General features: G+C 70.1%; 12 protein-coding genes. 6 read left to right on the top strand and 6 right to left on the bottom strand.

The genetic code is table 11. The annotated features are described in order from the left end of the window. Positions 1-57 precede the first annotated feature (57 nt). Positions 58-1,329, top strand: coding sequence for a hypothetical protein (locus tag PPSIR1_RS03340; RefSeq protein ID WP_006969570.1), 1,272 nt, complete (start codon positions 58-60; stop codon positions 1,327-1,329). Between the two features lie 15 nt (positions 1,330-1,344). Here the strand turns inward: PPSIR1_RS03340 and PPSIR1_RS03335 are convergent, their stop codons facing one another. After that, positions 1,345-2,598, bottom strand: coding sequence for a DUF4215 domain-containing protein (locus PPSIR1_RS03335; RefSeq protein WP_157595159.1), 1,254 nt, complete (start codon positions 2,596-2,598; stop codon positions 1,345-1,347). A 152-nt stretch (positions 2,599-2,750) separates the two neighbouring features. Between PPSIR1_RS03335 and PPSIR1_RS03330 the strand changes: the two genes are divergently transcribed. Further along, positions 2,751-3,446, top strand: coding sequence for a hypothetical protein (locus tag PPSIR1_RS03330; protein WP_006969568.1), 696 nt, complete (start codon positions 2,751-2,753; stop codon positions 3,444-3,446). A gap of 77 nt (positions 3,447-3,523) precedes the next feature. Then, positions 3,524-4,261 (top strand): acyl-CoA thioesterase, encoded by a 738-nt coding sequence (locus PPSIR1_RS03320; protein ID WP_086000974.1) that lies wholly within the window; start codon positions 3,524-3,526, stop codon positions 4,259-4,261. A 12-nt stretch (positions 4,262-4,273) separates the two neighbouring features. Here PPSIR1_RS03320 and PPSIR1_RS03315 read toward each other — a convergent pair whose 3' ends face one another. From PPSIR1_RS03315 to PPSIR1_RS03305, 3 genes are all read right to left on the bottom strand, one after another. Then, the gene (locus tag PPSIR1_RS03315) at positions 4,274-5,812 is read right to left on the bottom strand and encodes a hybrid sensor histidine kinase/response regulator (protein ID WP_006969565.1); all 1,539 of its coding nucleotides are present in this window, start codon (positions 5,810-5,812) and stop codon (positions 4,274-4,276) included. Between the two features lie 232 nt (positions 5,813-6,044). After that, entirely contained in the window at positions 6,045-6,308 is a 264-nt protein-coding gene (locus PPSIR1_RS03310) for a bestrophin family protein (protein ID WP_006969564.1), read from the bottom strand. Positions 6,309-6,323: 15 nt separating this feature from the next. Beyond that, entirely contained in the window at positions 6,324-7,019 is a 696-nt protein-coding gene (locus tag PPSIR1_RS03305) for an NAD-dependent epimerase/dehydratase family protein (protein ID WP_006969563.1), read from the bottom strand. 85 nt (positions 7,020-7,104) lie between these two features. Here PPSIR1_RS03305 and PPSIR1_RS03300 point away from each other — a divergent pair, with 85 nt between their 5' ends. The 3 genes from PPSIR1_RS03300 to PPSIR1_RS03290 all read left to right on the top strand — a co-directional run bounded on the left by PPSIR1_RS03300 (position 7,105) and on the right by PPSIR1_RS03290 (position 9,784). Further along, entirely contained in the window at positions 7,105-8,406 is a 1,302-nt protein-coding gene (locus PPSIR1_RS03300) for an IS110 family RNA-guided transposase (protein ID WP_157595158.1), read from the top strand. 537 nt (positions 8,407-8,943) lie between these two features. Continuing rightward, positions 8,944-9,273, top strand: coding sequence for a hypothetical protein (locus tag PPSIR1_RS03295; RefSeq protein ID WP_006969561.1), 330 nt, complete (start codon positions 8,944-8,946; stop codon positions 9,271-9,273). Positions 9,274-9,277: 4 nt separating this feature from the next. Beyond that, positions 9,278-9,784, top strand: coding sequence for a GAF domain-containing protein (locus PPSIR1_RS03290; protein WP_006969560.1), 507 nt, complete (start codon positions 9,278-9,280; stop codon positions 9,782-9,784). Between the two features lie 8 nt (positions 9,785-9,792). On the opposite strand, the gene xdhB is transcribed toward PPSIR1_RS03290, so the two are convergent. After that, positions 9,793-12,189, bottom strand: coding sequence for a xanthine dehydrogenase molybdopterin binding subunit (xdhB, locus tag PPSIR1_RS03285; protein ID WP_006969559.1), 2,397 nt, complete (start codon positions 12,187-12,189; stop codon positions 9,793-9,795). After that, positions 12,186-13,745: a xanthine dehydrogenase small subunit gene (gene xdhA / locus PPSIR1_RS03280; RefSeq protein ID WP_198154445.1), complete on the bottom strand. Its 1,560-nt coding sequence runs from the start codon at positions 13,743-13,745 to the stop codon at positions 12,186-12,188. Before xdhA ends, xdhB begins: the two co-directional genes overlap by 4 nt. Between the last annotated feature and the right edge of the window lie 566 nt (positions 13,746-14,311).

Here is a 14,311-nt window from a genome sequence, read left to right as displayed (position 1 = left end):
TGCGACCGGCGAGGGGCGCGACCAGCCACCGCGGGCCAATTGTCGATACTCTGGGGCATGACTTGCCCTGCCCCCCGCCCCCGTCCCATCGGCGCCCTCGGTCTGGCGGCGCTGCTGGGCCTGTCCGCCTGCCCCGGCTCGGGCGCCGACGACGAAGGTGACGACGCCGACGAGGGCGGCGAGACCGTCGGACAGGGCGACGACTGGTGCCTCGACGTGGGCTTCGACCCCGGCGAAGCCCTCGGCGCCGTCGGGCGCGAGGTCCTCGCCCCCCTGCCCAGTCAGGTCGCCGACGTCACCTGCACCCCCGACACCTGGGCCGGCCCCGACACCCCCCAGCTCGCCCCCACCTGGACCGTGATCCTCGACGAGTTTCGCCCCTTCGGCGGCAGCCGCATGGTCGCGCACCCCGAGGGCGGCGTGGTCATCGTCGCCCCCAACCTGTTCACCCGAGTCTCGGACAACGGCGACATCGCGTGGGCGCAAAGCGGCGGCTACCTCGAGCTCTCCGGCCTCGCCCTGACCATGGACCCCGACGGCACCATCTTGGTCGGCGCGAGCTCGTGGAGCGAGCCCAGCCCCGACCCCGTCGAGCGCTTCGACGGCCAGGGCAACTCCCTGGGCGCCGCCAACATCCCCTTCGCCTCGCCCAACGCGGAGATCTGGGGGCTGAGCTTCGACGGCGAGGACCTGCTCGTCGCCTGCTTCGACAACACCATGGACGACTTCCAGGCCCCGACCCTGCTGCGCGTCGCCCCCGACGGCACCGAGCTGCTGCGCAAGGCCAGCTTCCAGGTCAGCCCGGGCCCCCTGGCGGTGACCACCGACGGCCAGGTGCTGTTCGGCAACTTCATGCTCTCGGCGACCACCGGGGCCGTCGTCGGCCAGCTCACCCTCAGCGACAGCGGCTTCCCCAACGCGGCCTCGACCGCCGGCGAGGACCTGTGGGTCGCGGGCTCGGGCGCCGACCTGACCCTCGCCAAGGTCAGCGGCTTCAACGTCGAGCGCTCCCTCGACGCCCACGATCGCTACGGCGCCTCCGACCGGGCCCGAGACGTGGCGACCACCCCCGACGGGGGCGCGGTGATCGTCGGCCGCCAGCGCATCCCCTCGACCCCCTTCGACCTCGAGTGGACCGACGACCACGCGGTGATCATCGGCGCCGACGCGGACGGCAACGCGCTGTGGATCGACCGCCCCGCCGTGTACGCCGAGGCGACGAACGTGGCCGTGTCGAGCGACGGGGCCGTCTACGTCATGGGCTTCGCCGAGCCCGTCGACGGCAACCCCGACGCCGCGCCCCGCTGGCTGCGGCGCTACGACCCCTGACGACCCTGACGAGCGCTAAAAGGCCTCGACGCACAGCCCATAGCGGTCCGTCGCGTCGTTGCCAAAGGCGCACCAGTTCGCCTCCTCGGCCCCGCACGAGCCGTTGGACCAGGTCCCGCCCAGGTACTGGTAGAGGCCCCACATCGGCTCGCAAGCCCCCGGGTTCGCGCCGTCGCAGAGCATCTGCGACATCTTCATCATCGGGTTGCTGCAGTTGGTCTCGTTGCCGGTCTGCACGCACACGTCGTCGTTGAACTGGCAGCCCACCGGGCCCGAGCACGGGACATCGAGGTTGCAGGCCGTGCACGCGGCCGCGATGTTCTCGTCGCTCATCAGGCCCTCGACCGGCACCTTCCAGTAGCTGTAGCCGTTCCAGTCCTCGACGAAGATCTCGCCCGCGCAGTTGACCGTGCAGTTGTTGGAGCAGGTGTCGTCGTCGACGGCGTTGCCGTCGTCGCACTCCTCGGCTCCCGCTTGCAAGAAGCCGTCGCCGCAGCTCGCGGACTCGCAGGTCGAGAGGCAGCTGTCGGTGTCGACCTCGTTGCCGTCGTCGCAGGCCTCGCCGGCGCTGGCGTTGACCGTGCCGTCGCCGCAGCTCACCGCCGTGCAGTCGGCGTCGCAGGTCTCGGTCTCGCCGCCGCCGTCGCACTGCTCGACGTCCTCGTGCACGAAGCCGTCGCCGCAGCTCGCGTGCATGCAGGTCGAGGGGCACGCGTCGGTGTCGACGTCGTTGCCGTCGTCGCACTGCTCGCCGTCATTGACGATGCCGTCGCCGCAGCTCGCGAGCACGCACGCGTTGGAGCAGGCGTCGTCGTCGACGGCGTTGCCGTCGTCGCAGCCTTCGCGGGCGGCCGTGTTGACCACGCCGTCGCCGCACTCGGCGAGGGTGCAGTCCTCGTCGCAGCTGGCCGACTGGCCGCCGTCGTCACAGTCCTCGCCGTCCTCGACCTCGCCGTTGCCGCAGACTGGCTCGCCGCCGGTGTCCGTGTCTTCGGAGCCCATCTCCTCTTCGGAGCCCATCTCCTCTTCGGAGCCCGTCTCCTCCATCCCCATGTCCGTGCCCGTCCCCTCCGTGTCCGCGTCGTCCGTACCCACGTCGTCCGTGCCCACGTCGTCCGTGCCCGCCTCCGTCCCGCTCGACTCGCTCGACTCGCTCGACCCGCCCGACTCGCTCCCGACCTCGTCGTCGCCCGAGCTCGTCTCGGACACGTCGTCCGTGCACGCGAGGGACAGGGACAACAAGACCATGGGCAAGAGCTCGCGTCGCATCGAGCAATTAGTAGCCCACGCAGGCCGCCACATTCGGGGGGCTAGGAAAGCGTTCGCCGCGCAGCTTTGCCTCGCGCAAAGGGGGTTGGGCGAGCCACCAAAGTTGCCCCGGCATTAATCCGATCCGACCGCAGCGGGCACTTCTCGGGAGCATGACGACCGAGCTCCACGGACGCCTCCAGATCCGCCCCGCGCGTACGCCCCAGGAGTGCCTGGCCACGGCTCAGTTGGCCTGCCAGACCCTGCACGAGGCGTGTCGGGGCGAACCCTGGGCACAGCACCCTGCGCCAGACTCCGCCATCGAGCTCGCGCTCGCGGCTTCCCTCACGGTCGCGGCCTGGCGCGGTGAACAGCCCGTCGCCACCGCCAGCATCCACCGCCGAGATCCCGCCCGCGCGCGCGCCGATCGCACGGACTACGGGCTGCCCTGCGAGCGCGTCGCCACGATCCGCCCCGGGGCCTTTGGCTCGGCGGAGCTGGTTCACGGCAGCTACGCCGCGTGCCTGCGACCGTGGCGGGGCCTCGGTCTGCTCGATCGCATCCTCGATGCACTGTGCGCCGCAACACGAGATTGCGCGGTGCTGACGGTCGCGGCGACCTGGCTGCGCACCCCGGGGGAAGCCGCGGGTCTGTGGGCTCGCCTCGCGCAGTCCAACCCCCAAGCCGGACGGCGCGTCCTGGCCCGCGACCCCCACACGAGCGTCGCCGGGCACCGCCCCGTGGACGGACCGATCCCCTGGCTCATCGCCTACTACCGACGCGTGGGCTTCGAGCTCGCGGGCGAGCCGATCTTCATGAAGGCCTACGGCATGTACGCCCTGCCGATGGTGCTGCCGCCCCGAGCCTAGGCTTCCTCCCAGGCCCCGCCCGCGCCGACGACCTCCGCGCGGCCTCCGTCGAGCTCCTCGAGGCGGCGCTGATCGAGATGGCCGATCCCCTGTACGCCCGCCTGTCCATGGAGCCCCTCGCCGAGGGTCACCGCGACCCAGCGATCGGAGCCATGCTCGAGCGCACCCAGGAAGACCTGGTCGCGCACATCACGACGATCCTCGACGCGGCCCGGACAGACGGCGCCGCGCCTGCGCGCCGTGCTGACCCGCATCGTCAACGGCCTGTTCGGGTGAGTTCGGGTGAGCCCGGGCGGCCGATCGTGGTGCATCATCCGGCCATGTTCGGCTACCTGATGCGCATCGCGCCCGCCGTCCTTCGCTCGCGCCTCAACGTCGACGGCAGCCTCGTGTCCCGCGTCGACCGGCGCGTGCGCTTCGCAGAGCTCGACATCAACCGGCACATGAACCAGGCCGTCTACGCCCAGGTCATGGAGATCGGGCGCACGGACTGGGTGCTCCGCTCGCGCGGCTGGGATCGCTGGCGGGCCCAGGGCATCCACCCCGTCGTCGCCAACCAGCACATCATCTACCGCCGGGAGCTGAGCCTCGGCACCCGCTACACCATCGACTCCCGCGCCATCGGCATGAACGGGCGCCTGCTGGTGATGCGCAGCCTGATCCTCGTCGGCGACCAGGTCCACGCCAGCAACGACGTCGAGATGATCTTCATCGGGCCCAAGGGCGTGCTGTCCGAGCGCGAGACCCTGGCCGTCTGCGACGGGCTGTTCACGACGCCGCTGCCCGTCGAAGACTGGCGCGTGCAGTCGGACTGAACTTTCTGCTCGCTAGCTCGCCAGCTCGGAGCTCGTCTCCAAGCACGCCCGCGCGGCCGCTTCGCGCAGCGCCGGCAGCAAGCTCGAGCGGGTCAGGGGCTTGGCCAGCACCCGGCCCTGGTGGGCCTCGACGAAGGCCCGGGCTCGCTCCGTGGTCGCGCCCCCGGTCATGAACCAAAGCCGCTCGAGCAGCTCGGGGCGCTCGGCCTGGAGGCGATCGTGGAGCTCCATGCCGGTGCAGCGCGGCATCATCAGGTCGCAGACCACCAGGTCCACGGCGCTGCGCTCGAGGTGGGCCATGGCCGCGCCCGCGTTGGTCACCGTGGTGCACTCGTGGTGGCTGTCGAGCAGGCGAGCCAGGGTCTGGCGCACGCCCGCGTCGTCGTCGACGACCAGGATCTTCAAGCGCGCGCCCACGCCCAGGGACACCATCCCGCTGGACTCCTGAGCTCCGGTCCACACCGGCAGACGCAGGCGGAAGGTCGTGCCCACGCCCTCGACGCTGTCGACGCTCAAGCTGCCGCCGTGGTGACGCACGATGCTCGCGCACACCGGCAGGCCCAGGCCTGTGCCGATCCCGATGGGCTTGGTGGTGAAGAAGGGCTCGAAGATCTTCGCCCGCACCGCCTCGCTCATGCCCGCGCCGTCGTCGGACACGCTGGCCACGACCGCGTCGCCGTCCCGGACCAGGCGCAGCTCGATGCGCCCCTTGCCCTCGGCCATGGCCTGGGCCGCGTTGACCAGCAGGTTGATGAAGATCTGCGCGAGCTTGCCCGGGTTGCCGCGCACCCGCGGGACCAGCTCGACGTGACGGACCAGCTCGATGTCGTGGCCGAGCTCGTGGCGGCACAGCTTGAGCGAGGTGTCGAGGACCTCCTCGAGCTTCACGGCCTCGAAGGTGTCGTCCTGATCGCGCACGAACAGCTTGAGCTCGCCGACGACGTCGCGGATGTGCTCGGCGCCCTCGAGGGCCTCGCGCAGGCTCTCATCCATGCTCGCGCGCAGCTGGGCCCAAGCCGCCGCGCTGGGCGGCGCCTCGCCCTGGTCCGCGAGCTCGTCCCGGGTCAGCTCGAGGTTGCCGAGCACGAAGGTCAGCGGGTTGTTGACCTCGTGGGCGACGCCCGCGGCCAGGGTCCCGACGGTCGCCAGGCGGTCGGCCCGGCCCAGCTGCGCCTGCATCTCGGCCTCGACCCGGGCCCGCTCGCTCTCGACCCGCATCTTGGTCTCGGCCTGCAGGCGCTGGCGCAGCGTGCTCGAGTAGCCCAGCAAGATGGTGACCGCGCCCGCGAGCACGTGGCCGGGGATGAAGAAGGGATCGATGGCCAGCACGGCCAGGGGCGCGAGGCCGCCCAAGGCTCCGCACAAAAACGAGAAGGGCAGCGACGCGACCGCCGCCACGACGCTGGCGCGCAGGCCCAGCACCCACGCCGTCGCCATCATCGGCACGGCCGCGAACATGCCGATCGGCTGGCCAAAAACCAGGCTCGACGCGATCATCCCCACTGCGGCAAACAGCCACGTAGCGACGAGCCAGGCCAGCTTGCGCTCCACCCTTCGGTTGTAGCGCCAAAGCCCGACGCGGATGGGCGAGCGCGGCAGACTCGATCGAGAACACCACGAACAATCGCCCTGCGAGCTCCTGAGCCTTCCCCTTCGAGAGGCGCCCCTCGAACCACACACGAGCGAGGCCCCCGCCGCGCACAGGCGCCAGCGGCAACCAGCTCGAACGCCAACACCTTGGGGAAAATGGCCCCAGCCCCCAGCGACGGATCCGGGCGGTCGGTCAGTACAGCACGTCGCCCACGGGCTGTTCTCCGGGAGGTAGTTCGGTCTCTCCGAGCATCTGGCGCAAGTCGATCTCGATGGTCCGACACAGGGCGTTCATCGGCACGTCGTTCATGCCCGCCTCGAAGGGGTCCTCGCTCGCATCACCCACGAAGTCCATGGTCTGGAAGACGAACGCGACCAGCGACGAGGACAGCACCAGCCCGACCATCGCGACCCAGCTCCCGCCGTCGCGGATGTGGAAGTTCTCGAAGTCGAACACGGCGGCGGGACTCTATCAGGCGGGGAGGTCGGGCGGACTCAGCCCGAGGATGTCGCGGTTCTCGAGGAAGGGCGAGGCGTGCGAGCCGGCGCCGTGGAGACCGACCTCGACCATGGCCTCCGCCAGCCGCCGATCGGTGATCACGGAGCCCGGCGCGAGGCGACGCAGCACCGGGTAGATCCGCCGGGTGATGCGGTAGCTCAGGCCCGGCTCCTCCCGGGGCTCGCTCGGGTAGATGTAGCCGGGACGGAAGGAGTGGAAGCGGCCCAGGCCGAGCGCGCTCAGCCCCGCCTCGGCCGCGCCCTTGTAGCGGGCGAAGGCCATGCGGCTGCGCCCCGAGGGATCGGACCCCGCTCCGCTGAGCAGACAAAAGCTGGCCGAGGGGTTGACCTCGGCCAGCACGCCCGCGAAGGCCAGGGTGTGGTCGACGGTGATCGCCCGGAACAGCTCGTCGGGGACGGCCCCGGTGTAGACGCCGATGCAGTAGAGCACGGCGTCCTGCTCGCGCAGAACATCGGCAAGGGCCGCGCAGTCCGAGAAGTCTCCATGCAGGATCTCGCGCAGCTCGGGGTGCTCGCGTCCCACCCTGCGCCGCCCGACCACCGTGACGGCCCCGACCTCCGGGTGGCCCAGGGCGTAGTCGAGGGCCTGCCCCCCGACCATCCCCGTGGCGCCCGTGATCAGCACTCGCTTGCCCGCAGCCTCGCTCATGCCCGCTAGTCAGCTGTAGAAAGAGGGGGATGCCTCATACCCAGGTTTTTTGCCTGGGCACTCAAAGAAGTCGGAGGTCATCCCCATGTCCAAGCGTAAATACCGAGCCACGAAAATCCAAGGCCTAGATCTCACCAAGCTGAGCGCCGAGCTCGACACTGGACGGGTGATCGTGGCGATCGACGTCGCCAAGGAGGACTTCTACGCGGCCATCGTCAACCACAAGGGCCAAGTCCTGCTGATCGTGAAGTGGATTCATCCGGCCGAGTCCAGGACCTTCCTCGCGCTGGTCGAGCACCTTGGCGGCCCCAAGCGCGTCGAGGTCGTCATGGAGCCCAGCGGCGTCTACGGCGACGCGATCCGTGCTGCTCTCGACCGAGCAGGCGTCGCCGTGTTCCGAGTCAACCCCAAGCGGGTCCACGATGCAGCCGAGGTCTTCGATGGCGTGCCGAGCCTCCACGACGCAAAGTCAGCCACCTTGATCGCCAAGCTCCACCTCGGGGACATCAGCGAGCCGTGGCCGCTCGAGCCGGAGCATCAGCGTCGATTGGCCGCTGTGCTGAGGGTCTTGGAGGTTCACGAGAAAGAAGTCGGGCGAAATCGAAATCGCCTCGAAGGCCTGCTCGCAAGGCATTGGCCTGGGGCCTCATCGATCATGTCGATGGACTCGGCGACGATGCTCGAGACCCTGATCGAGTTTGGCGGACCGGCGGCGCTCGTCGAGCGAGAAGACGAGGCCCGCGAGCTCATGCGAAGGGTCGGCGGAAACTTCCTCGCCCAAGACAAGATCGACAAGCTGATCGAGTCGGCGCACTCGAGCCTTGGCGTTCCTCAGCTCGACGAGGAACTCGAGCTCGTCAGCACGATCGCGTCCGAATGTCGGCGACACCAAAAGGCCGCCAAGAAGGCCCGTGCGAAGGTCGAGAAGCTCGCCTTGCTCGAAGGCTCGGCGACGAAGGCGATGGCGCCGGTCGTCGGCAAGGCCACCTCCGCTGTCCTCGTCGCAGGCGTCGGCTGCCCGACGAAGTACGATTGCCCCGCATCCTATGTCAAAGCCCTCGGGCTCAACCTCAAGGAGAAGAGCTCGGGCAAGTCCAAGGGCGGCTTGCACATCACCAAGCGCGGCCCTGGGATCGCCAGGCTGTTCCTCTACCTCGCTGTACTCCGCTTGATCCAGCGCGATCGGATCGTCCGAGCCTGGTACGCCAAGAAGGTCTCCCGCGACGCAGGGCGAAAGCAAAAAGCCCTGATCGCGCTCATGCGAAAACTGGTCAGCGCCTTGTGGCACGTCGCTCACGGAGCTGTCTTCGACAGCAAGAAGCTCTTCGACGTCAGCCGCCTGAAGCTGGCCCCAACCACCGACGAGGTGCCACAGCCCAGCACCTGACGAATTCCATTCGATGACACCGGTCCGACGGAGGACCTCCAACTTCTAGTCCTGGCCCATCGAGGTCCGAACGCTAGTCCCGAGGCCTCCTGAGGACGACTTACCGGCCCAATGCCCAACGAAGCTGATCCGGTGCCGCCCTGAGCGGACACCTCATGTCTGAGAGCTTCGGCCTACCCGGTCGGTCAACCTCCGGTCCTGGTCCCTCATCGTTCCCAACCATCACCACACGCGATCACCTCCGAGGTGCGCTCTGCTCGCACCCCGCCAGATCTCGCGTGCCCAGTACCCCGCATCCCGCTCGCGTCAGATTCCTCTTGACGCACTATGAGAGCCTAGACCGAGCCCAGGGAGCGCCACTGTCGATCTGCGCCAATCGACTCGCGCAGCGCGCCAACCTTCTGGTCAGGGTGGCGCCGAACTCGCTGAGATTCAAAGGCCAACAAAGCGCATTTGAATCCGAGTGCCGCCTTTTCAATGGCACTGGTTCCACCCCGATTACGTTGCGCTTACCGCAAAATAGTCGTTGTCTTCTGCATGCTGATTTGCGAGAGTCGCAGGGTGACTCAAGGCTTGGAAGAGCGCGATTTTACGCGCCCGAAGGCCAGCGATCTCGTCGATTCGCTGACCACCGTGCTCGGCTCTGGCGCGGCACAACTCGCGCTGACCCGGGCCGTACGCGAGGCGAAGCTCCGCTCGGAGATCGGCGCCGAGCTCCAGGAGCAGCTCGCTCACCTCGACCTCGAGGAGCTCATCGTGCTATCCGAGACCATGACCCGGCAACGGGGTCTCGTCAGTGTGCTCGCGCGCTCCTTCGCGATTCGCGCACATAGCTATGCCGCCATCGAGCGCACGGAGCACGGGTGAAATCATGACAGACTTTAGCCCTGCCGAGCTCGCCCGCTTGCGCGAAATCGCCGCCCTCGATCTCGTCGAGCCCATCGAGGACCCGCAGCTGCAGACCCTGGTCGAGCGCGCAGCCCGCGAGCTCGACCTGCCCATCGCAGCCCTGTCGATCGTGCTCGACTCCTCCCAGCTGTTCATGGCCAGCACGGGCCTGGGTAGCTGGCTCGACGAGGTCCAGGGGACCCCCGTCGAGTGGTCCTTTTGCCGGCACGCCGTGGCCTCCAAGACCCCCTTTCAGGTCGACGACGCCGAGCAGCACGAGCTCGTCGCCCACAACCCGCTGGTCACCCACGACGGCGTGCGCAGCTACCTGGGCATCCCGCTGATCACCGCCAAGGAGGAGGCCGTCGGGGCGCTGTGCGTCATCGGGACGTGCCCGCGCGAGTTCAGCACGGGCGACGTGGCGCGGCTGCAGACCATCGCCGAGGCCGTGGCCGAGCGCCTCGAGGCCCGGCGAGCCGCGACCGCCTGAAGCCTCGCCTACTCGGCCGCGCTGACCTGCTTGGCTCGGCCCTCGCGCACGCCCTCGATGGCCCAGTACACGGCCTCGGGCGTGCTCGGGCAGCCGAGCTCGACGGGCGCCGCGTTCGACTCGGCCGCGAACGCAGCCACGGCTTCGCGCAGGGCCTCGCGCACGGAGATCGCCAGCATGAAGGGCGGCTCGCCCACGGCCTTGCTGCCCTTGACCACCGCCGGCTCCGCGGCCATGGGCAGCAGCTCGACGTGGAAGGCCTCGGGGCACTCGCCGAGGGTCGGGAGCTTGTAGGTCGACGCGCCGCGCGTCGCCAGGCGCCCGTCCTCGGCCCAGATCAGCTCCTCGGAGGTCAGCCAGCCCATGCCCTGGATGAAGCCGCCCTCGATCTGGCCGCGGTCGATGAGCGGGGAGATCGAGCTGCCGACGTCGTGGAGGATGTCGACGCGGCGGAGCACGAACTGGCCGGTGAAGCCGTCGACCTCGACCTCGCTGACGGCCGCGCCGTAGGCGAAGTAGTGGAAGGGCTTCCCGCGCCCCGCGGCCTCGTCGTAGTGGATCGCGGGCGTGCGGTAGTAGCCCGCGGCGAACAGCGAGACCCGCTCGAGGTAGGCCTGCTGGGCCAGCTCGACGAAGCCCAGGCTGCTCGCGCCGTGATCGGGGTGGCCCGGGGCGCACCAAAAGGGGAACACGCGGCCGCCCGCGAAGCGCAGGTCCATCGGCGGGACCTGCAGGCGACGCCCGGCGACCTCGGCCATGCGCTCGCGGATCTGGGCGCAGGCCCGCTCGACCGCCGCGCCGTTGAGGTCCGAGCCCGAGGACGCCGCCGTGGCGGAGGTGTTGGGCACCTTGTCCGTGCGCGTGGGCATGAGCCGGACCTGGTCCAGGGTCACGCCGAGGCCGTCGGCGGCGATCTGCAGCATCTTGGTGTGCAGGCCCTGGCCCATCTCCGTGCCGCCGTGGTTCACCTGCACCGAGCCGTCCTGGTAGACGAGCACGAGCGCGCCGGCTTGGTTGAGGAAGCTGGTCGTGAACGAGATGCCGAACTTGACGGGGGTGATGGCCAGGCCGCGCTTTTCGTGGGGGTGGCTGGCGTTGAACTCGGCGACGGCGGCCCGGCGCGCCTCGAAGTCCGCCGACCCCATCAGCCCCGACCAGATCCGAGGGATGCGCTCGGCGTCGCGGACGAGCTGGCCGTAGGGGGTGCGGTCGCCCTCGGCATAAAAATTGAGCGCCCGGACCTCGTGGGCCGGCTTGCCCACGGCCTGGGCCACGCGCGCGAGCATGTCCTCGCCCGCGACCATGCCCTGGGGCCCGCCGAAGCCCCGAAAGGCAGTCTGCGAGGTCTTGTGGGTCCGCAGCACCCGGCCGACCACGCGCAGGTTGGGGATCCGGTAGCAGTTGTCGCAGTGGAACAGCGCCCGGAACATGATCGCCTTGGACAGATCCAGGGAGTAGCCGCCGTCGCTGTAGAGCTGGAGGTCGAAGGCGACGATCCGGCCGTCCCCGTCGTAGCCCGCGCGGTAGCGGGCCAGGAAGGGGTGGCGCTTGCCCGTCATCGTCATGTCGAGCTGCCGGTCGTAGCGCACGCGCACCGGTCGGCCCGTCTTGTGGGCGCCCAGGGCCGCGACCGCGGCGACGGGGTTGGCCTGGACCTCCTTGCCTCCGAACGCGCCGCCCATGCGCAGGGACTGGCAGGTGACCCTGTTGCGGTGCAGGCCGAGGACCCGGGCGACGACCTCCTGGGTCTCGCTGGGGTGCTGCGTCGAGCTGTGCACGAACACCTCGCCGGCCTCGTCCCAGCACGCGATCGCGGCCTGGGTCTCGAGGTAAAAGTGCTCTTGCCCGCCGATCTCGAGCTCGCCCTCGAGGGTGTGGGGCGCCGCCGCCAGGGCGGCCTCGACATCGCCGCTGTCCCCACTTTCGATGACCAGCGCCTCGGTCAGGAAGCTCTCGGCTGCGATCGCCTGGCGCATGGTGGTGATCGCCGGGAGCGGCTCGTAGTCGACGACGACCGCCGCCGCGCCGAGCTTGGCGGCCTCGAGGGTCTCGCCGAGGACCCAGGCCACGGCCTGGCCGCAGTGCATCACCTCCTCGGGGAACAGGGCCTCGTCGTGGGCCACGGGCCCGACCTCGTTGGCCCCGGGCACGTCGGCCACGGTCAGCACCGTGACCACGCCCTCGATGGCCAGCGCGGCCGCGTCGTCGATGGCCGCCTGGCTCAGGCGCGCGTGGGCGTGGGGGCTCTGCACGGGCCACGCGTGCAGGGCGTCGGCGTAGCGCGGGAGCAGGTCGTCGGTGTAGTGCGCGGCACCGGTGACGTGGCCGACCGCCGACTCGTGGGGCAGGGCCTTGCCGACGTGGGGGGTCACGGGGACGTTGGGGGGAGGCTCGGAGCTGCTCACGCGTTCGCTCCCTTCTGGGGTCGGGGGGGCAGGACGGGCAAGACCACGCTCGGCGGCGGCTGGGGGCCGAGGCGCCGGCCGGCCTGGGTCTCGTGGAAGAATTTTTCGAAGGTCCGGGCGAGCATCGCCTGGCGGTAGGCCGCGCTGCCCCGGTGGTCGCTCAAGGGCGTGAAGCTCTCGCGCAGCTGCGGGGCGAGCTCGGCCACGGTCTCGGCCGTCCACGGCCGGCCGACCAGGGCCTGCTCGACGGCCTGGGCCCGCACGGGCGTCGCCGCCACGCCGCCGTAGGCCAGGCGCGCGCGCGTGACCGTGTTGGAGGCGGGGTCGAGGTCGACGGCGAAGGCCGCCGCGACCGTGGAGATGTCGTCGAGGACCCGCTTGCTGACCTTGTAAAAGTGCGCGTGGGTCGGGGCGCGGCGGGGCACGATGACCGCGCGCAGGAGCTCACCGGGGGCGAGCGCGGTCTGGCGGTAGCCGGTGAAGAACTCGACCAGCGGGAGCTCGCGCTCGCCTCGCTGCGACGCCAGCACCACGCGGGCGTCGAGGGCCAGGAGCGCCGGCGGGGAGTCGCCGATGGGCGAGGCGTTGACCAGGTTGCCGCCCAGGGTCGCGCGGTTGCGGATCAGCCGCGAGGAGAACAGCGGGAACAGCTCGTCCAGGAGCGGCAGGGCGCCGCCGAGGCGGTGCTCGAGCTCGCTGAGGTTCAGCCCCGCGCCGATGCGGATCTCCTCGCCGCCGAGCTCGAGGGTGCGCAGCTCGTCCACGGCCTCGAGCGCGATCAAGGTCGGCCAGCGCCGATCTCGTTGGTTGACCTCGACGACCAGGTCGGTCCCGCCCGCGATCAGCTTGGCCGCGGGCTCCTCGGCCAACAGCGCGAGGGCGCCCGCGAGGCTCGCCGGTCGATGCAGCCGCCGCGTCCCCCCACCTCCGGGCACGTCCTCGCGCACGAGGCTGGCCTCCCCCAGCGGCGCCAGGGGCTGGCTCAGGCGCGCGCGGAAGCCATCGTCCTCGGCGGCCAGCGGCAAGCTGCGCATGGCCTCGCGGATGGGTCGGTAGCCAGTGCAACGACACAAGTTGCCGGCGACGCTCTCGGGATCCCAACGCAGGCCCGGCTCGCCCGATGGGGTCAAGCTCGCCTCGCGGCGGTAGTACTCGGCGAACATGCTGACCACGAAGCCGGGGGTGCAGTACCCACACTGGGATCCCCCGAGCTCGACCATGGCCCGCTGGACGGGGTGCAATTCGGCCACCGAGGGCCCCGCGGCCCGCCCCGCCGACCGTGACCCTGGCTGGGGGCTCAACCCCTCGACGGTCCGCAGCTCGGCGCCGAGGACCGAGCCCACGAGGGTCAGGCAGGCGTTGACGGCGACGTAGCGCGGGCCTTCGTGCTCGAGGCGCAGCACGACCACCGCACAGGCCCCGCACTCCCCCTCGGCGCAGCCTTCTTTGGTCCCGACCAGGCCACGATCGCGCAGAAAGTCGAGGAGCGTGGTGTGGGGGTCGATGCCCTCGACTTCGAGGGACTCGCCGTTCACCGTCAGGCTTGGAGCGGACACGCTCAGAATTCTATCAGCTTCCGGCTTGCGCCCCCTTCGGCGGCCGTTTATTACCTGAGCGTTGGTGATGACTCCCCGCAGGAGTGTGCCCCATGTCGCTGAAGTAACTCCATCACTTGGCTGACAAATCAGTTTCCCGCACGGAGAGCGCCGCTTTGGTGCACCCGCCCGGGAGAGCCAAGACGCCGAGCCCATCCCCTCCCCCGCGAGCCTTCGCGGACGGGGAGCGGCTCACGACCACGCCAGTACGGGGGCTTCTCAGGTGGGAGCAGCCAGGCGTGGTGTCCGGGACCCCTTCAACCACCTTGGTGTCCCAGTGGACCGGCGAGCACCCCTCGCCGTAGAGCTTCCGCTCTCGCCGTACCGTCGATCTCGATAGCCTCGACGAGCCCGTCTCCTCCGAGTGGAATCGGAGCGGACACTCCCCTCGCCGAAACCATCGACTCTCCCGCGCCCGCGAGTCTCCGGGTGGACTCGGATCGATACCGACGCCGAACGATGGGCCCCTGGCCTGTTCCCGTCGCCACCAGATCTGTCCCCCACCCGGGCCCCCGCGTCCCTCAGCG

It is taken from the genome of Plesiocystis pacifica SIR-1, from assembly GCF_000170895.1.
Taxonomy (GTDB): domain Bacteria; phylum Myxococcota_A; class Polyangia; order Nannocystales; family Nannocystaceae; genus Plesiocystis; species Plesiocystis pacifica.
The sequence above is the reverse complement of the archived record's forward strand: the minus strand, read 5'-3'. Positions and strand labels throughout refer to the sequence as shown.